Origin of the sequence: Acidovorax sp. PRC11, from assembly GCF_031844105.1 — a bacterium.
GTDB lineage: Bacteria > Pseudomonadota > Gammaproteobacteria > Burkholderiales > Burkholderiaceae_C > Paracidovorax.
Window position 1 is genome coordinate 283,079 of sequence record NZ_JAUZUQ010000003.1, and the last position, 24,396, is coordinate 307,474.

General features: G+C 66.0%; 16 protein-coding genes, 1 tRNA gene and 1 pseudogene. 5 read left to right on the forward strand and 13 right to left on the reverse strand.

What is annotated here, in order from left to right:
* Positions 1-78 precede the first annotated feature (78 nt).
* Positions 79-1,086, forward strand: a complete 1,008-nt coding sequence (locus tag Q9R47_RS05225; protein ID WP_311232149.1) for a LysR family transcriptional regulator — start codon at positions 79-81, stop codon at positions 1,084-1,086.
* A gap of 19 nt (positions 1,087-1,105) precedes the next feature.
* On the opposite strand, the gene Q9R47_RS05230 is transcribed toward Q9R47_RS05225, so the two are convergent.
* Genes Q9R47_RS05230 through Q9R47_RS05240 form a run of 3 tightly spaced genes read right to left on the reverse strand, consistent with a single transcriptional unit; the run spans position 1,106 to position 6,816 of the window.
* Entirely contained in the window at positions 1,106-2,392 is a 1,287-nt protein-coding gene (locus tag Q9R47_RS05230; RefSeq protein ID WP_311232150.1) for an MFS transporter, read from the reverse strand.
* On the reverse strand, positions 2,389-5,538 hold the full coding sequence (locus tag Q9R47_RS05235) for a multidrug efflux RND transporter permease subunit (protein WP_311232151.1): 3,150 nt from the start codon (positions 5,536-5,538) through the stop codon (positions 2,389-2,391). Before Q9R47_RS05235 ends, Q9R47_RS05230 begins: the two co-directional genes overlap by 4 nt.
* Positions 5,539-5,550: 12 nt before the next feature.
* Positions 5,551-6,816 (reverse strand): efflux RND transporter periplasmic adaptor subunit, encoded by a 1,266-nt coding sequence (locus tag Q9R47_RS05240; RefSeq protein WP_311232152.1) that lies wholly within the window; start codon positions 6,814-6,816, stop codon positions 5,551-5,553.
* 126 nt (positions 6,817-6,942) lie between these two features.
* Between Q9R47_RS05240 and Q9R47_RS05245 the strand changes: the two genes are divergently transcribed.
* From Q9R47_RS05245 to Q9R47_RS05255, 3 genes are all read left to right on the forward strand, one after another.
* A complete protein-coding gene (locus Q9R47_RS05245) occupies positions 6,943-7,716 on the forward strand; it encodes a response regulator (RefSeq protein ID WP_311232153.1) in 774 nt (257 codons plus the stop codon).
* Positions 7,717-7,745: 29 nt separating this feature from the next.
* Positions 7,746-8,771 carry an ATP-binding protein gene (locus tag Q9R47_RS05250; RefSeq protein ID WP_311232221.1) on the forward strand — a complete coding sequence of 342 codons (1,026 nt, stop codon included), beginning with the start codon at positions 7,746-7,748 and terminating at the stop codon, positions 8,769-8,771.
* Positions 8,772-8,886: 115 nt separating this feature from the next.
* A tRNA-Gly gene (locus Q9R47_RS05255) sits at positions 8,887-8,960 on the forward strand.
* A gap of 70 nt (positions 8,961-9,030) precedes the next feature.
* On the opposite strand, the gene Q9R47_RS05260 is transcribed toward Q9R47_RS05255, so the two are convergent.
* A complete protein-coding gene (locus Q9R47_RS05260; RefSeq protein ID WP_311232154.1) occupies positions 9,031-10,554 on the reverse strand; it encodes an MFS transporter in 1,524 nt (507 codons plus the stop codon).
* Between the two features lie 169 nt (positions 10,555-10,723).
* Here Q9R47_RS05260 and Q9R47_RS05265 point away from each other — a divergent pair, with 169 nt between their 5' ends.
* The gene (locus tag Q9R47_RS05265) at positions 10,724-11,644 is read left to right on the forward strand and encodes a LysR substrate-binding domain-containing protein (protein ID WP_311232155.1); all 921 of its coding nucleotides are present in this window, start codon (positions 10,724-10,726) and stop codon (positions 11,642-11,644) included.
* A 226-nt stretch (positions 11,645-11,870) separates the two neighbouring features.
* On the opposite strand, the gene Q9R47_RS05270 is transcribed toward Q9R47_RS05265, so the two are convergent.
* From Q9R47_RS05270 to Q9R47_RS05315, 9 genes and pseudogenes are all read right to left on the reverse strand, one after another.
* A complete protein-coding gene (locus tag Q9R47_RS05270; RefSeq protein ID WP_311232156.1) occupies positions 11,871-12,293 on the reverse strand; it encodes a hypothetical protein in 423 nt (140 codons plus the stop codon).
* A gap of 47 nt (positions 12,294-12,340) precedes the next feature.
* On the reverse strand, positions 12,341-12,676 hold the full coding sequence (locus Q9R47_RS05275; protein ID WP_171410606.1) for an Imm51 family immunity protein: 336 nt from the start codon (positions 12,674-12,676) through the stop codon (positions 12,341-12,343).
* Between the two features lie 35 nt (positions 12,677-12,711).
* Complete coding sequence (locus Q9R47_RS05280; RefSeq protein ID WP_311232157.1) at positions 12,712-13,176, reverse strand: Imm26 family immunity protein; 465 nt, start codon at positions 13,174-13,176, stop codon at positions 12,712-12,714.
* Between the two features lie 1,362 nt (positions 13,177-14,538).
* Positions 14,539-14,871, reverse strand: coding sequence for a hypothetical protein (locus tag Q9R47_RS05285; RefSeq protein WP_311232158.1), 333 nt, complete (start codon positions 14,869-14,871; stop codon positions 14,539-14,541).
* A gap of 389 nt (positions 14,872-15,260) precedes the next feature.
* A pseudogene (locus Q9R47_RS05295) lies at positions 15,261-15,933 on the reverse strand (RHS repeat-associated core domain-containing protein); the annotation flags it as partial.
* A gap of 111 nt (positions 15,934-16,044) precedes the next feature.
* Positions 16,045-16,467 (reverse strand): hypothetical protein, encoded by a 423-nt coding sequence (locus Q9R47_RS05300; RefSeq protein ID WP_311232161.1) that lies wholly within the window; start codon positions 16,465-16,467, stop codon positions 16,045-16,047.
* The gene (locus Q9R47_RS05305; protein ID WP_311232162.1) at positions 16,467-21,368 is read right to left on the reverse strand and encodes an RHS repeat-associated core domain-containing protein; all 4,902 of its coding nucleotides are present in this window, start codon (positions 21,366-21,368) and stop codon (positions 16,467-16,469) included. Before Q9R47_RS05305 ends, Q9R47_RS05300 begins: the two co-directional genes overlap by 1 nt.
* Positions 21,369-21,427: 59 nt before the next feature.
* On the reverse strand, positions 21,428-21,862 hold the full coding sequence (locus Q9R47_RS05310) for a DUF1795 domain-containing protein (protein WP_311232163.1): 435 nt from the start codon (positions 21,860-21,862) through the stop codon (positions 21,428-21,430).
* Positions 21,863-21,868: 6 nt separating this feature from the next.
* Entirely contained in the window at positions 21,869-24,388 is a 2,520-nt protein-coding gene (locus Q9R47_RS05315) for a type VI secretion system tip protein TssI/VgrG (protein WP_311232164.1), read from the reverse strand.
* Positions 24,389-24,396 lie beyond the last annotated feature (8 nt).

Sequence of the window (24,396 nt, forward strand, 5' to 3'; positions counted from 1 at the left end):
AAACGATGCCTGGAGTGTCCTCCGCGCTGGCGGGGCACGGTAGAGGGCACCGGCGCAGATACGATATACGCGATGCGCATGACCAAGCCCTCGCCAACCCGCCCTGCCCCGCCGCCGTCCGGCGCGGGCAGCGACCGCATCGAGTTGCTGCGGACCTTCGTGCGTATCGTGGAGAGCGGCAGCCTGTCCGCCGCCGCGCAGCAGCTGGGCACCACCCAGCCCACGGTCAGCCGCCGCCTGCAGGCACTGGAGCGCAGCCTCGGCCTGCGCCTGCTGCAGCGGTCCACGCACGCGATGAAACTCACCGAGGACGGCGAGCGCTGCTTCGCGCACGCGAGCGAACTGCTGGCGCACTGGCTGGCCATGGAATCCGACCTGCGCGGCGCCCACGACACGCCGCGCGGCCTGCTGCGCGTGCAGGCGCCGCATGCCTTCGGGCAGGACCAGCTGATCGCGCCGCTGGCAGATTTCCTGCGCCGCCATCCCGAGGTGTCGGTGGAATGGCTGCTGCACGACCGCCAGCCGGATTTCATCGCCGAGGGCATCGACTGCGCGATCCAGGTGGGCCCCGTGCTCGACCCGTCGGTGGTGGCCGTGCGCATCGCCGAGGTGCCCCGCATCGCGGTGGCCGCGCCGCAACTGCTGCAGGCGCATGGCGGCCCGCCCACGCATCCGCAGGGGTTGCGGAACCTGCCCTGGCTGGCGCTGCGCACCTACTACGTGCGCGAAGTGGTGCTGTATGCGGAAGGCGCGGACGGCAGCGGCGCCGAGGGGGCGCCCGGCGTCGGTGCCGGGCCGGCCCCCGAGACCATCGCGATCGAGCCGCGCATGCGCACCGACAGCCTCCACGCCCTGCGGCACGCGGCCCTGGCGGGCCTGGGCACGGCCGTGGTCTCGGCCTGGGTGGTGCAGGACGATCTGCGTTCGGGCCGCCTCGTGCACCTCGTGCCCGGCTGGCATGCCTCGCCCTTGCCGGTGCATCTGGTCTACCCGCCGGCGCGGCACCAGCCGGCGCGGCTGCGCGCCTTCCTGGAGGCGATGCGGCTGGCCGTTCCGTCATTGGCCGGCATGCGGGCACGGCGCTGACGGCCCCGGTGCGGCCGGGTCAGCGCGGCAGGCTGTGGCCCCGCGCGTCCAATGCCCGCAGCGCCGGGGAGGCGAACCCGAGCAGCCCCACCCCCATCCCCAGCAGGCCCACCGCGACGAACAGCCACCGCACGCCGATCGCTTCGCCGAGCGGCGCCGCCGCCAACAGGCCCAGCGGGGCCGCCAGCCCCATCAAGGCATTGAGCAAGGCCAGCGCCCGGCCCTGCATTCCATGCGGGATCACGGTTTGCAGCAGTGCGACGAGCGGCGCATTGCCGAGGGCGAAGGCGGCACCGCTCACCGTCCACCACGCCACGGCGACGGTGAAAAGCCGCTGCGGTGCCAGCCCGGTGAGCGCCAGCGCGAGGCAGGACACAGCCAGCCCACCCAATACCCATGGCACCTGGCGGCGCGGGGCCAGCACCGCGGCCAGCATACCGCCGGCCACCATGCCGATGCCCGCGAGCGCTTCCATCCATGCCACTTCGGGCGGGCCGCCCGCGAAATGCGTCTTGACCAGCAACGGCGCCAGGGTGAACGCCGGCATCACCGCCAGCATCAGCGCGCCGAGCAGCAGGTAGAGCCGGCGCAGTCCCGGATCGCGCCAGACGAATCGCAGCCCTTCCCGGAAATCGCCCCACATGCTTGCACGCGCGCCCGTCCCCCATCCATCTTCCTGCACCGGCTGCGGAATACGGTAGACCAGCAGCGGCACGATGCCCAGCAGGGCCGTGGCCACGTCGATGCCCAGGGCCCACGCCAGCGGCATGGCGCCGAGCGCGAGCGCCCCGAGCGGTGCCGCGCCCACCAGCGAGAGGCTGACCAGCGTCTGGTTCATGCCCGCCGCCCGCGGCAGAAAGCCGGCCGGCACCAGCATGGCGACGCTGGCTTCGGCCGCCGGCATCTGGAACGCCTGCATCGCGCTGCGCACGGCGAGAATCGTGTAGGCATGCCACAGCTGTGCTTCACCGCGCGCGAGGAGGGCCATCATCGCCAGCATGCAGGCGGCGCTGACCGCATCGGCCGTGATCATGAGCGCCCGGCGGCTCCAGCGGTCGGCCAGGACGCCGCCCAGCGGTCCCACCACGGCCTGCGGCAGCAGCGCAGCGAGCCCGGCCGTCGCCAGGGCCTGAACGCTGCCCGTGGTGTCGGTGATCCACCAGAGCAGCACGAACTGCGTCACCGCCGAGCCGAGCAGGGACAGGGCCTGCCCGGCGAAGATGCAGCCGTAGCGCCAGCCCCAGGCACGCCCCGGGTGCGCCGGGCCCGCATGCTCCGGCACGGAAACATCATGGCCCGCGGTCATGCGCCCTCTCCTTCCGTTGCACGGGATCCGGGAGCCGGGCGGCGCCGCGCGCGCCAACCCTGCGCCCGCTCCTGCAGCCCGGTCACGACCACGAAGAACACCGGCACGAAGAACACCGCCAGCAGCGTGCCGCTCAGCATGCCGCCGAACACGCCGGTGCCGATGGCATGCTGCGTCTCCGCGCTGGCGCCGGAGGCGAGCATCAGCGGCACCACGCCCAGCGCGAACGCCAGCGAGGTCATCAGGATCGGCCGCAGGCGCAGGCGCGCGGCGTTCACTGCCGCGTCGACGAGGCCCTGCCCTTGCGCATGCAACTGCCGCGCGAACTCCACGATCAGGATCGCGTTCTTGGCCGACAGGCCGATGATGGTGACCATTCCGACCTTGAAAAACACGTCGTTCGGCAACCCGCGCAGCATCACCGCCGCCACGGCCCCGATCAGGCCCAGGGGCACGACCAGCATGACCGACAGCGGGATCGACCAGCTCTCGTACAGCGCCGCCAGCACGAGGAACACCACGAGCGCGGACAGCAGCATGAGCATGGGCGCCTGCGCGGCCGACTGCCGCTCCTGCAGGGACTGGCCCGTCCACGCCACCGCGAAGCCCGGCGGCAGTTGGGCCACGAGGCGCTCCATCTCGGCCATCGCATCGCCGCTGGAGACGCCGGGCGCTGCACTGCCGGCGATGCGCATGGCCGGGTACCCCTGGAAGCGCATCATCTGCTGCGGCGATTCGGTCCACTCCGCGTTCACCACCTCGCGCAGCGGCACCAGACCGCCCGAGGCGTTGCGCACGCGCAGCCGCAGCACGTCGTCCAGCTGCATGCGGGCGGGCGCATCGGCCTGCACGATCACCTGCTGCATGCGTCCCGCGTTGGGAAAATCGTTGACATAGGTAGAACCCATGGCCGACGACAGCGTGCTGCTCACGGCGTTGAACGACAGCCCCAGGGCCTCGGCCTTCTGCCGGTCGATGTCCAGGCGGATGCTGGCGCCGGGGGGCAGTCCGTCGGGATAGACGCCGCGCACCACCGTGCTCCGCGCGGCCAGCTCCATGAGCCGCGCCTGCGCCGCCGCCAGCGCCGCGGGGCCCCTGCCGGCGCGGTCCTGCAGGAACAGCGTGAAGCCTGAAGATGTTCCGAGTTCGTCGATCGCCGGCGGCAACAGGGTCGTCACCGTACCTTCGGCGGTGCGCTGCATGGCCTGCTGGGCCAGCGACGCTTCCTCGCGCGCGGTCGCGCCGCGGCGCTCGCCCCAGTCCCGCAGCATGGTGAAGGCCATCGCCGCGTTCGAGCCCGATCCCGAGAAGCTGAAGCCCTGGATCACGAGGTTGGACGCCAGGCCCGGGCGCGAGGCGACATGCGCCTCGTACGCCCTGGCGACGTCCAGCGTGCGCTCGCTGTTGGCGCCTGTCGGCAGCTGGATGGACGCCATGAAGTAACCCTGGTCCTCCTCCGGCAGGAACGACGACGGCAGCCGATGTGCAGCAACCACCAGCACTGCGCAGACGGCGGCGAAGGCCGCCATCGTGCGGCCGGTGCGCCCCGCCATGCGCGCCACGCGCGATGCGTAGCCCTGCGCCATGCGGTCGAAGCCGCGGTTGAACGCGCCGAAGAAGCCGCGCTGCGCGTGGTGCCCGGGATCGACCGGGCGCAGCAGCGTGGCGCACAGCGCCGGGGTGAGCGTGAGCGCCAGGAAGGCGGAGAACAGGATCGACACCGCCATCGACAGCGTGAACTGCCGGTAGATGACGCCGACCGAACCCGCCGCGAACGCCATCGGGATGAACACGGCCGTCAGCACCAGCGTGATGCCGACCACCGCGCCGGTGATCTCGCGCATGGCCCGGGACGTCGCCTCGCGCGGCGAGAGGCCCTCCGTGGCCATCAGCCGCTCGACGTTCTCCACCACCACGATGGCATCGTCCACGATGATGCCGATCGCGAGCACCATGCCGAACATCGTGAGCACGTTGATCGAAAACCCCGCCACCAGCATCACGGCGAACGTGCCCAGCAGCGCGATCGGCGCCACGATCGCGGGAATGAGCGTATAGCGCACGTTCTGCAGGAAGAGGAACATCACCAGGAACACCAGCACCATGGCCTCGGCCAGCGTGTGCAGCACTTTCTCGATCGAGATCTTCACGAACGGCGCGGTGTCGAACGGCACGGACACCTGCATGCCCGCCGGCATCGCCCGCGCCAGCTCCGCCAGCCGCGCCTTCACGGCCTCGGCGGTGCGCACGGCGTTGGCACCGGGCGAGAGCTGCACCGCGGCGCTGGTCGCGGGGCGGCCGTCCTCGCGGTTGGAGAACGCATACGACTGCGCCCCGAGCTCCACGCGCGCCACGTCGCCCACCACCACCTTCGCGCCGTCCGGACGCGCCCGCACCACGATGGCGGCGAACTGCTCCGGCGTGGAGAGCTGCCCCTGCACCGTCAGCGGCACGGTGGCGCGCTGCCCCGGTACCGCGGGCGCATCGCCGATGCGTCCGGGCGCCACCTGTGCGTTCTGCTGCTCGATCGCCTGGATCACGTCGCCGATCGCCAGGCCGTAGGCCAGCAGCCGCTGCGGGTCCACCCAGACGCGCATCGCCTGCTCGGCGCCGAACAGCTGCACGCGGCCCACGCCCTCGACACGCCGCAGCTCCTGCACGATGTGGCGCGCCATGTAGTCGTTCAGTGCCACCTCGTCGTGGCGGCCGCCCTGCGACGTGAGGCCGATCAGCATCAGGAAACTGGACGTCGCGGACTCGACCTGCAGGCCGTTCTGGCGTACCGCCTGCGGCAGCCGCGGTTCCACCGCCTTGATGCGGTTCTGCACGTCCACCTGGGCGAGTTCCGCATCGGTTCCGGGCTTGAAGGTCGCGGTGATCTGCGCGCTGCCCGAGGTATCGACCGACGATTCGAAATACAGCAGGTTCTTGACGCCCGAGAGTTCGCGCTCGATCAGGCTGACCACCGAATCGTTCAACGTCTGCGGCGTGGCGCCGGGGTAGGTCGCGGCCATGCTGACGGCAGGCGGGGCCACGGACGGATAGCGGGCGATCGGCAACCGCGGAATGGCCAGGGCACCGAAGAGCACGATGAACAGCGCGATCACCCAGGCGAACACCGGGCGTCGGATGAAGAATTGCGGCATGCGTTGCTCCGTTCAGCGGTCGGCCGCCAGGGCCGCCTGGGCGGGCGACCACGCCGTGGCCATGGATGCGGAAGCGGAAGCGGAGGCGCCTTGGGCCGCCACGCCCGGAGCAGGCACCTCGCGCGCCTCCACCACGAGGCCTTCGCTCAGGCGCTCCGTGCCTTCCACCACCACCCGCTGGCCCGCCTGCACACCCTCGGCGATGCGGTAGCTTCCCTGCACCATTTCGCCGAGCGCCACCGGCACCGCGTGCGCGCGCTGGGCATCGTCGACCACCCACAGACTCGCCCGCCCGCCCGCGCGCACCACGGCCTGCTGCGGCACCGAGAGCGCTCCGGAGTAGGTCGCCCGCGGCACGCGCGCCTGCACGAACAGGCCCGGCAGCAGCTGCCGGCGGGGGTTGTCCACCAGGATCCGCACCAGCACGTCGCCGGTGCCGGCATCGACGCTGATGCCGGAGAACAGCACACGCCCTTCGAGGGCCGCTGGTGCGGTGCCGCCGCCCTGGCCGGCGCGGCCTCCCGTGCCCAGGATCTGCACCGCCAGGCCCTCGCCGCCGGCGCGGCCCGGGCGGGGCGGCGGGGTGCCCGCTGCCGCCGCGGTACGCAGCGCCTCCAGCGCCGACGCCGGCTGCCGCACGTCCACGTACACCTGATCGATCTGCTGGATGCGCGCCATTGGCGATGCGTCCGTGGACGCCACCAGTGCGCCCTCGGTCACCAGGGCCTGCTCCACGCGGCCGGCGATCGGCGCCGTCACGGTGGCGAACCGCAGGTCCAGCTCCCGGCGGGCGAGCGTGGCACGGGCCTGCGCGACCTCCGCCAGGGCCTGGTCGCGCAGCGACACGGCGTCGTCGTAGGCCTGGCGGCTCACGGCCTGCGCTTGCACCAAAGGTTCGAGCCGCCCGGCCTGCAGGCGGGCCTGGGCCGCCACCGCCTCGGCGCGCTGCAGCGCGGCCCGTGCCATGTCGGCGTCGGCCTGGAACGGTGCGGGATCGATCTGGAACAGCGCCGCCCCCTGCCGGATCTCGGCGCCCTGCTCGAACAGCCGGCGCCGCACGATGCCGCCCACCTGCGGCCTGATTTCAGCGGTGCGCACCGCCGCGACGCGGCCGGACAGCACGTCGGCCACGGTGACATCGGCGGGCACCAGGGCGACGACCGACACCCGGGGCGGTGGCGCGGCAGCCTCGGGCGCCTCCGTGCGGCCGCATCCGGCCAGCGCCAGCGCAGCGATGGCCGCGGCGGCCGGGGCCGCGATCGCGCGGCAGCGTCGCATCGGTATCTGCATCTCGAAAGGGTCCTTTCCCTGTCCGACCGCCGCGCGGAGCGCCAGCGGCCCGTGAAAAAGGTGCGACTGTGGCGTTCGGCCGCTGCGATGCGTTCGGCGTTGTGTGGAGATGCGATGGAGCGGAAAAACTTGGATAGAGTGCGACCCGTGTCCACACCACCCCTGCGCCTCTTTCCGGAATCCGCCTCCCATGCGCTCGTGCTCATCGCCGAAGACGAGCCCGAGATCGCGGAAATCCTCGCGGCCTACCTGGCCCGCGACGGGCTGCGCACGGTGCATGCGCCCGACGGCCAGGCGGCCCTCTCGCTGCACCTCGCGCTCAAGCCGGACCTGGTTCTGCTCGACGTGCAGATGCCCCGGGTGGACGGCTGGAAGGTGCTCAGCGAGATCCGCCACCGCGGTGAGACGCCCGTCATCATGCTGACGGCCATGGACCAGGACATCGACAAGCTGATGGGGCTGCGCATCGGGGCGGACGACTACGTCGTCAAACCCTTCAACGCCGCCGAGGTCGTGGCCCGCGTGCAGGCCGTGCTGCGCCGCAGCCGGGCTGCGGGCCCCCAGCCCGGAACGCCGCAGGTGCTGCGCGCCGGCATTTTTCAGATCGACCCGGAAACCCACGAGGCCACCGTGCACATGGGCGGGCAATCCCACCTGCTCGATCTCACGCTCACGGAATTCAAGCTGCTCGCCTGCCTGATGCGCTCGCCGCGGCGCGTCTTCAGCCGGCTCGAACTGCTGGAATCCTGCCTGCCCGAAGGCGACACGCTGGAGCGCACGGTGGACAGCCACATCAGCAAGCTGCGCAAGAAGCTCGAGGCGATCGGCGCGACAGGCCTGCCCGTGAGCGTGCGCGGCGTGGGCTACCGGCTCGGGAGCGGGGAGTGAGGCCGGGCTCCGGGCTGCGCCGCCAGGTGATGCAGTCATTGGCCGTCATGGCCTTGGGGATCATCCTGATCTCGGTGCTCGGCTCCTACGCCTTCTACGCCCTGCTCATGGCGTATTCCCCATCGAGCATTTCCGACAGCTGGGTGCCGTCCCACGTGGAATGGGTATGGATGCTCGCGACCATGCTGGCCGCGCTGGCGATCGCCGTCGCCGTGGCCGTGCGGCTCTCCCGCCGCATCCTCACGCCGCTCAACTCGGTGGCCGAGAGCCTGCGGCAGATGGCGCAGGGCGATCTGCAGGCACGCGCAGCGGCCGACGATGAATCACTCGGCGAAACCGCGCAACTGGTGCGCGACTTCAACGCGATGGCGGAACGCCTGCAGGCCACGGAAAAAGAACGCGCCTTCTGGAACGCCGCCATCGCCCACGAGCTGCGCACGCCCGTCACCATCCTGACCGGACGCCTGCAGGGCCTCACGGAAGGCGTGTTCGAACCGCGACCCGAGCTGTTCCAGGGCCTGCTGCGCCAGGTGCAGGGCCTGAGCCGCCTGATCGAAGACCTGCGCATGCTGAGCCTGCGCGACAGTGGGCACCTGGAACTCGAACGGGTGCCGGCGGACCTCGCGCAGGAGATCGCCTCCGTGGTGCATGCGTTCGAGCCGCGCCTGCAGCAGCGCGGCTTCACCCTGCGCACGCAAGTCGATCTGCCCGATAGAGTCGCCTGCGACCCGGTGCGCATCCGCCAGGCCCTGATGGCCCTGCTGGAGAACGTGCACAAGCACGCCACTCCGGGCGAAGTGCATGTGCTTGCACGGGTCGTCGAAGGCACGTGCCGGCTCGGCGTCGAAGACGCAGGCCCCGGCATTCCGCCCGAACTCGCGGGACAGGTCTTCGACGCCTTTCACCGCGGAGATGCCGGCCGGCCGCAGAGTGCCGGTGGTAGCGGCCTGGGTCTGGCCGTGGTCCGGGCGATTGCCGAAGCCCACGGCGGGCGAGCGGCCTGCGAACCCTCGCCGGGCGGAGGCGCCGTGCTGTCGTTGTGCTGGCCGGTGTGACGGTCTCGGAATGCGAAGCGGTGCGTGCGCATCCGTCCTGCTGAACGCACGGACGCCCATGGCACCGCCAACTAGGGATAGAATCCCGTCCGGCCGCCGACATGGCGTGCCCCACGCGGGTGTAGTTCAATGGTAGAACGGCAGCTTCCCAAGCTTCATACGAGGGTTCGATTCCCTTCACCCGCTCCACTTCAGGCTGTCCTCATGCCGTGAGCATGCTGGCGATTTCCGATGCCGCATGTGCGCTGCGCCAGTCCTCTCACTGAACCGGGTTCGGCACCGCTCCGTCCCGCAGCACACGCCTCTCTCCCTTCCCGAGCAGCCACCAGAGCACCGCCGCCGTCATGGCCGTGACGCCCGCCAGCCCTTGCAGGAGCAGCACGAACGCGCCCTCGTAAGCGGCCGCCAGCTGGTGGGCCGTGGCGCCGGTCGACAATGCCGCCGCTTCTTCCAGGCGTCCCGCGCCCAGCAACTGCGCCGCTGCGGTCGCATCGGGCATGGCCGGCAGCCTCGCCTGGATGAGCCCCACGAGCACCGAACCCACCAGTGCGAGCGCCACACCCTCCCCCGCCACCCGCGTCGTGCTGAAAATGCCTGCCGCCATGCCCGCGCGCTCCGGCGGCACGATGCTCACGGCCAAGCCGTCCATCAGTCCCCAGGGCAGGCTGATCCCGCAGCCGATCAGCACCATCGCGGGCACCGCCCCGCTGCCGGAAGGTGACACCGACAGCCACAGCAACCCGACGGCGCAGGCCACCACCCCGGCGCAGCACAGCACGGCGGGCGAGACGCGGCGCGCCAGGCGGCCCGCCATCAACGGCAACACCAGCAGCGGCGCCGACAAGGCCGCCATCCATCCGCCGGTGGTGCGCGCATCCATGCCTTCGATGCCGGCGAAACGGATCGGCAGCAGCACCAGCAGCACGACGAAGCCATAAGCCGGAGCAGCGGCCAGCAGCTGGATGCCGAGAAAGCGCCGATAGCGCAGCAGCGAGAGATCGAGCAGCGGCGCGGGAGAGCGGCGCTCGATCCACGCGAAGGCCGCGAACAGCAGCACTGCGGCGACGAGCCCCGCCGCCACCCACCCATCGCTCCAGCCCCGCTGCGCCGCGGCCAGGACGGCGCAGGTGAGCAACGTCAGCGCCAGGGTGAAAGCTCCCGCGCCCTGCCAGTCGAAACCCGCCTGCGCCGGACTGCGCGTCTCGGGCATCGCCCGCATCGCCAGGGCCAGCGCGAGCGCCATCGCGGCGATCACCAGCCCGAAGATCGCCCGCCAACCGAAAGCGTCCGCCAGGACACCGGCCGTCATGGGACCGAGCACGAGCCCGATGCCGAACGCCGTGCCCAGCCAGCTGAACGCGCGCGGCTGCTCCGACCCCGAGAACGCCTGCGCCAGCGCAGCGGCCCCGCCTGCGAAGATGGCCGCGCCCGCCAGCCCCTGCAGCCCGCGCAGCAGGTTGAACACCGCCATGCCGGGCGCGAACGGCAATGCAGCCGATGCCGCGATGAACAGCCACGCTCCGGCCAGGAACACGCGGCGGCGTCCGATCCGGTCAGCCAGCGCACCGGCGGCCAGCAGGCAGCTGCCGAACGCCAGCATGAACGCATTGGTCACCCAGGCCAGACCGCCCGCGGAGGCATGCAGCGCATCCGCGATGCCGCCCAGGGCCACCGCCGGGCCGGTGAACACCATGGGCATGGTGGCCGATGCGATGCAGACGGCGGCGAGCAGTGAGCGCGGGGCGTGATGATCGGGTCTGGAATCCAGAGAAGAAGAGGTCATGGGGTTCCACCAATAAGGAGAAGAAGCAAAGCGGCGGCACCGGAGAACCGCATGCCATGGAAGATAAGATTTCCGCAGTCCGCGAAAAACCACCTGCGGTTCCACTGACTCCGGAAGAAATTTCCGGAATCTGCTTCTCTTTTGGCTCTGCCCTTACCGGAGGCTCTGCATGGATACCGCTGCCAACCTCCCCGGCCTCGCCGCCTTCGTGCGCACCGCCGACCTCGGCAGCTTCGTGGCGGCCGGGCGTGCGCTCGGCATCTCCGCCTCGGCCGTGGGCAAGGCCGTGGCTCGGCTGGAGCAGGAACTCGGCGTGCGTCTCCTGCAGCGCAGCACGCGCCGCATCGCGCTGACGGAGGAAGGCCGGCAATTCCATGAGCGCTGCCGGCGCATCCTGGACGACCTCGACGATGCGCGCGCCATGCTGTCGGAGGCGGCCGGCACACCGCGCGGCCGCCTGCGCGTCAGCGTGCCCATCGTTGCCTACCACCTGCTGCTGCCCGTGCTGCCGGAATTCCTGGACCGCTACCCGGGCGTCGAACTCGACATCGACTTCAACGACCGCGTGGTGGACCTCATCGGGGACGGCGTGGACGTCGCGGTGCGCAGCGGCGACCTGCCCGATTCGCGGCTCGTGAGCGTGCCCCTGCGGCACTACCGCTCGATCCTGTGCGCATCGCCCGGCTACCTCGCGGCACGGGGTACGCCCGCCACCGCCCTCGACCTCGCGGACCACGACGGCATCTGCTTCCGCTACCCCAACTCCGGGCAGATGATGGAGTGGCCCGTGGCAGCCGAGGCAACCAGCAGCGCAGAAGCCTCCGTGCCCCGCCTGCGCCGCGCAATCGTCTTCAACAACATGGAAGCCGTGCGGGGCGCCGCCCTCGGCGGGCTGGGGATCGGCTGCATGCCGGACTTCCTGGTGGAAGGGCCGCTGCGAGAGGGCGAGTTGTGCATCGTCCTCCCCCGCCAGGCTCCGCGCACGACCGGCCGGTTCCGCGCCGTCTGGCCCACCAGCCGCCACCTCTCGCCCAAGGTGCGCGTGTTCGTCGATTTTCTGAAGGCACGTCTCGGCGAGGCAAGCAGGTAACTGCGCACGCCTGAGACTCTGCTAGTCCCCTGAAACACTTTGCGCCACCGGTGTCGATGCCCGAATCGCCTGGATGGCCACTCGGCTGCAAAGACATATCACCGGGCTCCAAATGTCTGCTATTCGATGAAGAAGCGGATACCTCAGGGTCTTGAAGCAGTATGCTTTTTACAGCGAGCTTTTAGAGCAGCGTTGGCCCTACGAGCAATTCAGCGCCGAAAAAACCTCAATAATCGGTCACAAAGAACTCGAAAAACTCTACCTTGTGCTTTGCGAAAGCGGTAACAATTCTGCCCTCAGGAATTTTTTTGGAGGAGAGCCCGCCAATACATACGCCCAGACCTCTAAAAATCATGTATCGCGGTCCAACCATGTGGTCTGGATCCAACTTCTTGAGCGCTTCAATTGCTCCATCCGCATAGATTTCAATGCCTACCACCACCGGATGAACATGCTTGTTCATGGACACATACGCGAGCTTCTTCTCTTCGTAGACCAGTTCGCAACCTTCTCTGTCTTCGGTGACTATGCCTTGGATGTTGTCTTTTTTAGAAATGTAAGGCGCGCCATTTTTCTTCTTTATATTTGACTGGCTTTCTCCAAGAAAAAATCCATTAATAGAAACATAAGGCTCTATCATATACTTCATCTAAAACACCTTCGCCACTCCATCATCGTGATGATCCAACCTCAACCTTAGGCAGCACCCATTGCAGAGACACAACTTGCAATCTCCTGCTCGTCGCAGAAAACATTGTGTAATTTCTCCGCCAATACAAGAAGAATTTCCGGAGGACCATAGACGGAAAGCATTCCCGCTTCAGAGTTGAAATGAAGCGAACGACTTTTTTCCGAACCCATTTTAGATGCCAATAGTCTGGCGATCGCATCCCAGTCGTACCCGCTTCCCTCTCGGCCCAACGATTCGAAGACCGAAACACGTGACTCCATGTCCCAGTCATAGAGATTCAGCGTACCCTCATCGCCATCGTCATAATTTACAAAAAATGGCTTGTAGGTTTCTATCTTCATATCACCCCATATACACCCAAAGACAAAAAATAAAATCAAACGATTTTCAGATTATCAATTTTGTCCGCCATGTATTCCTTGACGTCGTAATCACCCCAGGGCTGACAACGAGGCCACTTCGCAGCTTCGTCGTCAGACACATGAATATGTTGATTGTCTATGGTGGTCACGCTCTGGTCTCCTCGAATACCCCAAGCAAATCTTGTCGAACTCACCCTTTCGCTTGGGGCATAGCTGTCTTGATGACCAACAATGCCCCAATCCCCTTCGCTTGATTTCTGGAAAAGAGAATAAGAATCCAGGATCAATGGCGGGTAGAAAGTTTCATAGAGCTTTGAAGTATCTATGGAGCTCTCACCGGAGAAATAATTAAATATCTCCGACACATGGCCATCCATGATCTTCGACACAATGACTCCGAAGCCATAAATACCCGGCTTCAACTGAAATGAAAAGATATCGCCTCGGCGAATAGCGTCTACTTTTACCTTTTTCTTCATCATAATCCTCAACAACTTTTCTTTCCCGCGGTACGCCGAGCTGTACCACCTTCAGCCTCATAAGCCGCCTGAAAATAACTCTGCCTTGCTTCCGGCCTAGTTGCACTGTTGACATCAAAACCAAGGTTTCTATTTCCTCGGCCAGAATAAAAATCATCACTGCCAGCAGCCGGATATCCTGCTCCTCGGGTGCCTGTATTGGTCCCGTACCTCTCTATGTGCGCCCGTTCAATGCAGCGCGCCTCACCATAGGTGACTTCTGTCTTTACACGTCCCATCTTTGCCCTGCCGGTCACTCGCGCGCGTGCCGCCGCTCCGCAGGCGGCACCGCATTGCCGTCTATCCGCACCGCATCCCAGCGCTCTTCCATTGCGCTGCGCCAAGCGCGGTACCTTGCACGTGTAAACCGCGCGGTCGCTGGCGGCCTGCGCAGCGATGCGTCCCGCAGTGCCGCCGGCGTTCAGCGGGTTTCTGGCGGGCTCCTAGCGGAACACTTTATAAATGCAGGCTTGCCCTACGGAATCAGGCAACTTTCAACTACTCTTCATCTAGTCACTCTTGGAACTCTGTCTGTTCAACATGCAGTTCCCCAGGAAATTCACTCGAGTATTTGACCCTATTACCCATAAATAAATGCTTAACAAAGAAATCAACAATCTTTTCATCTACTTTGGATTCCACCAAAATTTCCACCTTTTTTTGAAAATTTGATTGTTAGCTTTTCCGGATGGAGACTATCGAATCTATTCCTCCGTACTGAGCTTGTTCTTCAGAGTTAAACTCTATATGAGGTTCAATTGACGGCGGATCCTCAGAAGGATCAAAATATACACAGGTTTGCAAAGACAGATAGCCGTCTGTAACAATGAAATGGACCGCATTGGTGTCAATTTCATCATAGTGGAAATCAATACTATGGATCTGTAAAATCAATATTTCCACGGCTCAGCATTCAAATATTCTGTTACTTCAAGCGAGCGTTTACTGAGGCTTCTGAGATTTCAATTGGTGAGGGAGATACGTTCCCATACCTATCGGCATGTGTCGGAATGCGGCCCTGGTTGCAGCGCAGAAAAAGCCCTTTACTCGCAAGTCTGCGGCAGTACATCATCGCCCTAATGCGGGGTAAGGGAGGCTGCACCCCAACAAACTGCTGCAACGCAAATTCCCACTGAGCCCAGCACTTTGCAGAGCTCGCCGGTCACCGATGCCACAAAGACGGAGTTATTTGTATGCACATCGTCACTGAGGATATCCGTATAGACTTGCAATTTGAGCGCGAAAAATAAGCAGATTCTTAAAAATCACCAACCGGAAATTTTCCATTCTTGTAAAATCCATATAATTTTATTTCATAACTTTTTAGCTCTGTATCTTTACAAAATTCGCTTCAAATATCATTCCAGCGTCGTCTGATATATATCCAGCCAAATCTGAATTGGCGAATTTTTTCATCACATTTTTGAAAATAATTTCTCTAATCCTTTCTGACCATTCATCAACTTTCTTCCTTTCGCCCGAGCTAAATTTTTTCTTTTCTTGCTCGATCAAATTATACGTATTGACCCACTTGGCATCAAAATTCGCTTCATCACGCTGATCGAGGTATTCGTCTATAGAGAACGACTTTTGTTCGCCAACATCACCCAAAGCCGATTTAAAAACCTCGGAAATTTCATCAAAAATCTCTTGCATTTAACACCTTCCGGTCTTTTTCAAACAACTCTTCATGCGCCTTATAGCTGTCTTAGGAGTGATATTAAGCCCTAAAACCACCTTTCCATTGGGAGACTTCAGATAAACCTCATTCCTTTCAATGCCTTATCGCAGTATGCTTTCTCGTAGGCCTTGAACAGCTCCTCATCAGTTCCGTGGAAATCCCCTTTTCTGGGTCCAATATGTTTTCTCTCTGCATTATGTAACCTCCAATGGTCATGCTCCGGATCACTTCCTCGAGGGAAAATAGTGGGCCACGACTTATCAGATCGACTCATCTCAAAGGGCCGACCCTTTGCTTTTCTAACAGCCGGAGCATGGTGTCCAGAATCCTGGCCATTCATCCGCTTGAGATCATCGTCGTCAAGTCCCCACGGATCAATCCAAGAAACGGGGTTTGGCGCATAACGCTGCAGGTGCAAGCCACCTTCCAATCCGACTGGATCCGGACTGATGAACCTCCCCACATCCGGGTCATAGTACCGGAACGTGTTGTAGTGCAACCCCGTCTCACGGTCCAGGTACTGCCCCTGCAACCGCAGGTTCTGCTCCAGCGCCTCCTCGCGCGCATGCCGCTGCTGTGCAGGCGGCACCGCACTGCCGTCGATGCACCGCGTCCCAGCGCTCTTCCAGCGCGCTGCCCCAGGTGCGGTAACTCGCGCGCCAGCGCACTTCGCCGGATGCGTCGGTCACTTCTTCCGGCAAGCCGGAGGGGTCGGTGTGGAAGTAACTCACCTGGGCGCTGGCGCGCAAACGCGCTTCGGACTCGGCCGCAGGCGTCATCGCCGAACTGCCGGGCGCGGCCATGGGATTCAGGGTGGGGGATCGGAAGGGATCGCCCTGTGAAGATCCCGGCGACGTGCCCCCGCTACCCACCAAGCCTCCATGGCCGTCGTCGTCCAGGCGCAGGCCGTCCGCATCGATGCGCGCGAGCGGCACGTAGCTTCCCGGCTCGTAGACGTAGCTCACCACGCGCGCACCGCGCCGCTCTTCGATGAGGCGCATGCCCTCCCAGATGAAGAGGGTCTGGCCGAAGGCGTCCTGCTTGGCGATGCGCCGCCCCAGCGCGTCGTAGCGGAATTCGACGGTCTGGCGCGTCTCCTGCGGCGTGCCGGGGTGGCGCGTGCCGCTTCCCCACCAACGATCAGTTAATCAATAATCGGTAACGAAGAATTCAAAAAAATCCACCTTATCCTTGGAGAAAGCACTGACAATTTTCCCCTCTGGTATTTTTTTTATGGACATCCCGCCAATGCATACTCCCAATCCACGAAAAATTATATATTTCGGACCAACCAAGTGATCAGGATCTATTTTCTTAAGTTTTTCAATCGATCCCTCTGAATATATCTCAACACCACGCACCACTGGCTGGACATGCTTATTCATTGTCACATAAGCAAGCTTCTTTTCCTCATACACCAACTCACATCCTTCTCGTGTCTCGGTGACGATCCCTTGTATATTATCCTTGGTGGATGTGAAAGGAGCACCATTCGACTTTTTAACCTGAGATTGGCTGTCCCCGAAGGCAAAATTATTCACAGAAACATAAGGTTCAACTACATATTTCATCAGCATTTCCTCAATAAGCTCTTCTTTTGAGCAGCAGTAATTCGTCCTTGCAAGAATGCTTCCTTTACCATGCGTTTCATACGGACCGAGTATTTCGATCCATATTTTTGCTTGGCCTCACGAATATCCATCTCCATCGCCTTGTCCCAGCGGCCTTGACGAATGAGCGCATTTTGCCGGGCCCTCCAGGCCTGCGCGGCATGGGACGAGCCCGTACTTGTCATCGCCCGGTGGTCGGTCTTATCCATATGGAAAGCTGGACCGGAATACTTAGATGGTGCCCCTGCCTCATTCTTATAGGAAGCGTAAGCGGGAGAATGGTTGGTCTCACCGCCAGTGTGCGTGGCGCGCTCATGGCCGTAAGTTCCCTCCCGAGCCCATCCCAGAGGGTCAATCCAGGCGATCGGGTTGGGAGCGTACTCTTGAAGATTAAGCCCACCGTCCAATCCAATCGGATCCGGCGAAACAAACCTCCCCACATCCGGGTCATAGTACCGGAACGTGTTGTAGTGCAACCCCGTCTCACGGTCCAGGTACTGCCCCTGCAGCCGCAGGTTCTGCTCCAACGCCTCCTCGCGCGCGTGCCGTTGCTGCGCAGGGGGCACCGCGCTGCCGTCGATGCGCACCGCGTCCCAGCGCTCTTCCAGTGCGCTGCCCCAGGTGCGGTAACTCGCACGCCAGCGCACCTCTCCGGATGCGTCGGTCACTTCCTCCGGCAAGCCGGAGGGGTCGGTGTGGAAGTAACTTACCTGGGCGCTGGCGCGCAAACGCGCTTCGGACTCGGCCGCAGGCATCATCGCCGAACTGCCGGGCGCGGCCATGGGATTCAGGGTAGGGGATCGGAAGGGATCGCCCTGTGAAGATGCCGGCACCGCGCCTCCGCCGCCCACCAGGCCTCCATGGCTTCCGTCGTCCAGCCGCAGGCCGTCCGCATCGATGCGCGCAAGCGGCACATAGCTTCCCGGCTCGTAGACGTAGCTCACCACGCGCGCACCGCGCCGCTCTTCGATGAGCCGCATGCCCTCCCAGATGAAGAGGGTCTGGCCGAAGGCGTCCTGCTTGGCGATGCGCCGTCCCAGCGCGTCGTAGCGGAATTCGACCGTCTGGCGCGTCTCCTGGGCCGTGCCGGGATGGCGCGTGGTTTCCACGGCCACCAGCTGGTCTTCGTCGTCCCAGGTGAAGCGCTGCAGCGTGTGCCGGCCGATGCGCTTTTCGCGCAGGCGGGCGAAGCCGTCGTAGGCGAAGCGTTTGTCTTCGTAGACGCGCACGAGGTTGTCGCGCAGGTAGCCGGTGGAGCCGCCTGCCCCCGCTGCTGCATGGGCCGCGCCGTCGTTGGCGGCCTGCGCGGCGATGCGTCCCGCGGTGCCGCCCGCGTCCAGCAGGTTGCCGGCCGGGTCATAGCGGAACACTTCCTCCGAGCGGCCCTGCAGGCCCGCGCCGGGCAGCGCGCCCGGGCCTGCGCGCAGGGTCTGTTCGACGCGGCCTGTGGCGTCGTAGCGCCAGCTGGTGCGGCCCTTGTGGCTGTGCACGCTCTCGCGCAGTTCGCCCACGGCGTCGTAGCGGTACTGCTTGAGCAGGCCGACGGCGGCCGAGGGGCCGCGCTGGGCCAGGGCATCGACCTGTTGCTGCCAGGCTGCCTGCCAGCCCTCCGTCGTGGCGTCCTGCATGCCGGCGCCCGAGCGCGTCCAGCTGCCCGTGCGCCGGTCCAGCGGGTCCAGCAGGTAGCGCGTGGACAGGGTGCCCTGGGTGCGCAGCACCTCGCGGTGCAGCGCATCGCGTTCGATGTCGGCGATCAGCCGGTGCACTTCGCGCGCGGCTTCGGGCAGCATGCCGTCCACCGGCGATTCGCCGCGCATCGGGGGTTCGGTGCCTTCGCCGTCTCGCCCGCCCTCCTCGCTCAGCCCCAGATTGATCTGGTGCAGGTGGCCGGAGCCGTAATGCAGGTAGTTCAGGCTGCGGCGCAGTCCCGGCTGTCCGGCGGCGCCGGCCACCAGGGGCAGTTCGGTGCGCGTGCGGTTGTCCAGCGCGTCGTGTTCGTGCCGCAGGGTGTGCGTCTGCCCGCTGACCGCATCTTCCGCATGCTCGGCCACGATGCGGCCCAGCGTGTCGTATTCGAACCGCGTGGTGTGCTGGAGGGTCAGGGTCGGCTGTTGAGCGACGTCCCCTGCCCCCGCCTCGGCGCTGCGCCGCCAACGCGTGGCTTCCACCATGCGGCCGCCCACGTCGTAGCGGTAGCGCAGCACGCTGGCGCCCACGCGCTTTTCCACGAGGCGGCCGAGCGTGTCGCGCAGCAGTTCGGTGCGCCGCGGCTGCAGCGGGCTGCGCGCGGCCGGGCCGTCCGCCAGCGTGCCATCCTGCGCCTGCGTCTCCAGTTCGTGGAATACGTCGTCGCCCCGAGCGGGGTGGTGCACCACCGCCACCACATGGCCGTCGACGTTGTATTCAAGTCCCACGCGCGTGCCGTCCAGCCGCTCTTCCTCGATGAGCCGGTCCGCATCGTCGTAGCGGAAGCGGTAGACGCCGCCGTTCTCGGTCGCGAGCGCGGAGAGCCGGTGGGCCGCATCGTGCGCTGCGCCGATCTCCCGGCCCTGCGCGTCACGCCGCCAGAGCAGTTGCCCGCGCGCGTTGTGGCCGTAGCGCGTGGCGCGCGAGAGCGCATCGGTGTGCTCCACGAGCCGTCCGCCCGCGTCGTAGGCGAATCCCTGGCTGCTGCCGTCGGCCAGCCGCAGCGAGACCAGTTGCCCGCGCGCATCCACGGTGCCCTGCGTCTGTTGCCCGAGCGCGTCGGTCACGGATTGCAGCTGGCCCCAGCCGTCCCATGCGTAGCGCGTCGAACGCCCGGAGCAGTCGGTGTAGCGCAGCAGCAGGCCGCGCTCGTTCCACTGCAGCGTCTTGGCGCCGCCCAGCGCATCGCGGATCTGCACCAGCTGGCCGTCCGCGTCATAGGCATAGGCGGTGGTGCTGCCGTCGGGCGCCGTCTCCTGCACGAGCAGGCCCTGGCGGTCGTATTCGTAGCGCCAGGTGGCGCCATCCGGGCCGGTGATGCGCAGCGGCTCGAACCACTGGCTGTCCCAGAGCATGCGCGTGAGCCGGCCGAGTGGATCGACGATGCCGGTCTGCAGGCCGTTGTCGTCGTACTGGAAGGTGGTGGTGGCGCCCGAAGGACGGGAGCAGGCCAGCAGTTCGCGCCGCTCGTTCCAGGCGAGGCGCCAGGTTTCGCCGAGCGGGTTGGTGTAGGCGGTGAGGTTGTGCCAGCGGTCCCACTGCCAGCGCTCCTCGCGGCCGAGCTGGTCGATGGAGCGCGTCCAGCCGCCGGCCTCCTCCGGGCCACCGCCTGCGCTGCCGTAGGCGATGGCGTAGCTTTCGCCGTCGTCCGTCCAGTGGCGCACCACGCGGCGGTCGCGCAGCGGCTCTCCCGCGGGGCCGCGTGCGCCGTCCTGCCGCGGCGGGCCGCTCGCGTCGGCTTCGCCCTCCCAGGCGTAGTGGCAGGCGAAGCCGGCGGCATCTTCCTGGCGCACCATCAGGCCTTCGCCATAGGCGAAGCGGCGCACGTCGGCGCGTGTGCGGTCCTGCACGCGCGCGAGCTGGCTGCCGTGGTCGTATCCATAGGCGGCCAGCAGGCCCAGCTGTTCACCGGGCGCCGCCTGCACGAGGTGGATCGCGGCGACGCGCCGGCTCTCCGCCGGGTAGTCCAGCCGCAGCAGCCGCCCAAGGTGGTCGGCGATGCCCGAGAGCCGCCGCTCGGCGTCGTACCGCATTCCCACCCAGTGCCCGAAGCGGTCGCGGATGCGCAGCAGCCGCAGCACGTGCGTGCCCGCATCCTGCGGCGCGGGGCCGAACTGGTAGCTCACCTGGTCAGGCTCGGCCACCTCGTAGTGCCCGCCCGCGGTGCACCCCAGGGTGAAGCCCTCCCCCACGTTGAAGAGCGCCGTGCCGGGCGCGACGTCTGGCAGATCGATGTGCCGGCCCTGCGGGTTGACGAAGGTGATGCGAGAAGGCGGCGCGCCGGCTGCCGGCCGCTCCACGTGCAGTTCGATCTCGTAGGGCACGCACCAGCCGGTGCCGTGCACCGTGCCGTGCCGGTGGTCGTGGTTGCTGTAGAAGCGCCGCCACGCGATCGGCAGCGGGCCCGGCAGCACGAAGTCGGTGTCTTCGCTGCCGTCCAGCACCTTGCCGCCGGTGGCCGGATGCACCGGGTAGCCGATCAGCGAGCGGAAGCCCCGGCCCAGCGCGTCGCCGGCCATGCCCACCACCGCGCCCATCGCCAGGCAGCCGAGCTTGCCGAGGAAATTGCCGCGCCCCATCGCGAGGCCCACGCCGATCTCCAGCGCCGTCTCCCACCATTCGCGGTCGTCCGCGATCTCCAGGTAGGCGGTCTTGTTGCCGCCCACGCGCACGTCGTCGGAGCCGCTCGCGATCTGCGCCGAGCACATGAGCTTGTCACCCTTGCGCGCGGCCGGGTAGGTCTCGATGAAGACGGAATCGGAGCCTTCCGCGATGAAGTTCGGGTTGGGCTCGCCGTGCTTGCTGCACACGGCCGCATCGGCCACGGCGCGCATGGCCGCGCGCCCGTTGATGCGCACCGTCGCCGCGCCCCGGATGCCGAGGGTGCCCGTAATGTCGAGGTCCCCGATGCCCTCGGTCATCTCCTGTATCTTTTTTTCCTTGTAGTCGCTCCAGCCGGTGGCGCCTCCGATGAAGCCCGCCAGCAGGCCGCACGCGATGATCGCGCCGCATCCCATCGTGGCCACCGACACGCCGGTGACGAGCGCCACGGCACCTGCCACCAGCAGCGTCTCGACCATGCCCGAGGCCAGCCGCAGGCCCACGCGCGCCAGCCGCGCCCATACCGAGACGTGGCCGATCTCGTCCGCCTGCCGCGCCGCCTCCATGCCTCCCATTGGCCTGCTCCTCTATCGTGGTGTTCCGTCGGTCGGTCGCATGCCGCCGGTGCCGCCGCTCACGCGCGCAGCACGAAGCTGCCCAGCACCCGGTCCACCTGCCGGTGGTGCTCATCGGTGAAGGGCACGGGCAGCGAGAAGGTGAGGTTGAGCACGGTACGGCCGTCGGGCAGCAGGAACAGCGACTGCACGTGGTGCACCATGCGGCCCTGCTGCTTGTAGCTCACGGTGAACTTCGATCCGCCGATCTTCTGCTCCGGCGCACCGAGCGTGGCCGGCTGCACCTCGCTGCGGCTGAATTTGGCCACCTGCCGCGACAGATCGCCCAGTTGGCGCTGCAGGAACTGCGGCGGGGTTTCGCCGGCTTCGAGCAGGTCCTTGGAAATCGCGACGGTCATCTCGCCCGTGCCCGGCGTGGGCGCGAGCAGGTGCACGGTGCGGTCGGTGACGTGGTCCGGGGCTTCGATGTGGCCCTCGTTGAAGTGGTAGCGCATGCGGGACTAGCAGTTGAGGTTGATCTTCTTGCCGAACTGGTCGAGGTCGTCCTGGAAGTTGAAGACCCCCTTGACCCCGTTGAGCACGATGGTGCCGTCCGCCTTGAGCGTGATGGACGCCTTGCCGCAGACCAGCGTGATGCTCTCGCCGGCCGCCTCGGTGATGTGCTTGCCCGCGCTCACGAACACGGTGTCACTCTCGGCGCTCACCACCACGTTCTCCTTCGCGAGCACGTGCGCGTTGAGCGCGGTAGACGACATGGTGACGTTCTGCTCGGCCACGAGGTTCATGTGCCCGGTCTTGGCGACCGAGGCCACGTCGCCGGCCGAGACGATGTTGGTCTGCCCGCCTTCGGTGACGTGCGTGAACATGCCGCTCTTGGCGAGTTGGGTGAGCTGCGCGCCGCTCGACACCGTGACGTGCTGCTGCGCGCGCACCGAGGTGCTCTGGCCCGAGCTGACGACGATCGGCTTGGGGCTGATGAGGCTCTGGCCTTCCGGGCTCACGATGGAGACGACCGGCTTGGTGATGTCGCGCGACAGGTCCATGAGGCTGCGCGCGTCGGCCATCGCGGGATCGGTGTCGGTCGGCATGGCCGTCTCCGCACCGCCGCCACCGCTGCCCGACAGCGCCGAGGCCATCTTGGCGAGCGACGCCGCACCGCCCGCGCCCCCGCCGGTGATGGCCGCGATGGCGGAACCCAGGCTGGCGATCTGCGAGGACTTCGCCTGGTTGAGCGCGCCGATCGTGGATTGCGCCGACGACACCGCCTGCCCGGCCTCCTGCATGAGCGAGGCGGTGTTGGCGAGCGTCGCGCCCATGTGCTCGAACCCGTCGGGGTTGTTCACCGACACGCGGGAGGTGAAGTCCTGGTTGTAGGTGGTGATCAGCAGGCCCTTGTCCGCGCGGATCGAGCCCCACAGATCGGTACGCAGTTCGAAGCCGTAGCCGCGTTGCGAGCCCGAGCCCTGGTGCATCAGGTACCCCATGTTGAGGTACGTGTTGCCGTAGGTGTTCGACAGCTCCAGGTGCTCGATGCCCTTCTGGTCCTCGAAGCGCAGCATGCTGGCCCCTCCGCCGCCCTTGCTCCAGTGCGTGAGCGTGCCGGACTGCGTCTTGTGCTGCGGCAGCTTCCAGGGCGGCATCTGTTCGGCGTTGTAGACGCGGCCGGTGATGATCGGCTGGTCCGGATCGCCGGAGAGGAAATCCACGATCACTTCCTGGCCGATGCGCGGCAGGTAGATGCTGCCGTAGTTCTGCCCCGCCCAGCCCTGCGACACGCGGATCCAGCAGCTGGACTGCTCGTCGAATTTTCCGAGCCGGTCCCAGTGGAACTGGACCTTCACGCGGCCGTACTGGTCCGGCCAGATCTCCTCGCCGGGCGGGCCGACCACCACGGCCGTCTGGGGGCCCGTGGTCTTGGGCTTGCGGGTCACGCGCGCGGGGGTATACGGCAGGCTGGTGGGCTGCGCATCGAAGGCGAAGCGCTGGAACGAGCCTTCCTCCTGCTCGGTGCCCTTGGCGCCCGGGTTCACCGAACTCACGCGCGGGTTCTCGCGGAAATGGTAATCCACGCCCGTGATCAGGTAAGGCTGGTTCTGGTCGCCGCGCGGGTAGTTCTCGAGCGTGAACGTGTATCCCGGCGCGATCGCGCGGTGCCGCGACTGGCCGCGCACCGTCGCACGGCCGCTCAGGTTCTCCTGCAGCCGCACCCGCGCATAGGCCTCGCCGTCGCCCAGTTCGGTGTAGCCCCCCGGCCATTCGTAGGTCTCGTGCGCGTCGTGGCTGTGGCCGGGCGGCATCTGGCGCATGTTCGCCAGGTCGGCCTTGGGCTTCTTGAAGTCGTAATCGTCGTTGTAGAAGCGCCCGGGCTTGATCTCCTCGTGCAGCTCCCACGCATGGATGTTCTCGCGGTCGGCCACCGCGGACTTTTCGGGCGGGTAGAACGGGATGGTGGCCGCCCCGGGCAGCGGCTGGTGCGAGGCCAGGATGTCGTCGGCCAGCGTGAGCGTGTGCTGGCCCGCGGCATGCTGGTGGTAGTAATAGATGCCCTCGTGCTCCATCAGCCGCGAGACGAACTGCAGATCGCTCTCGTCATATTGCACGCAGTATTCCCACGTGCGGTAGCTGCGGTTGAGTTTCTTCTCCAGCGGGTATCCGTAAACACCGAGCACTTCGTCGATGATGTCCGGCACCGTCTTGTTCTGGAAAATCCGGAAATCGCTCTTGCGCGAGGCCAGCCACACCCACGGCTGCAACCGCAGGCGATAGGCGTAGAAGCGGTGGTCCTGCCCCTGCATGCCGAAGCGCGTCACGATCCCGTCGATGTAGCGCCGGCCGCCGCCCTCGGTCTCCACCACCAGCGTCGCGTTCTTGCCCAGCAGCGCCTTGGGATCGACGTTCTTGTCCTCGCTCAGCAATTCGATGTCGAGGCTGTAGGTCCGGCTCAATTCCTCCCGGCCCTTGAGTTCCCGGAAATGCAGCGTGTCGCCCAATGGCGTTTGAATGGTGACGCGACGTGTCATAATGCAAC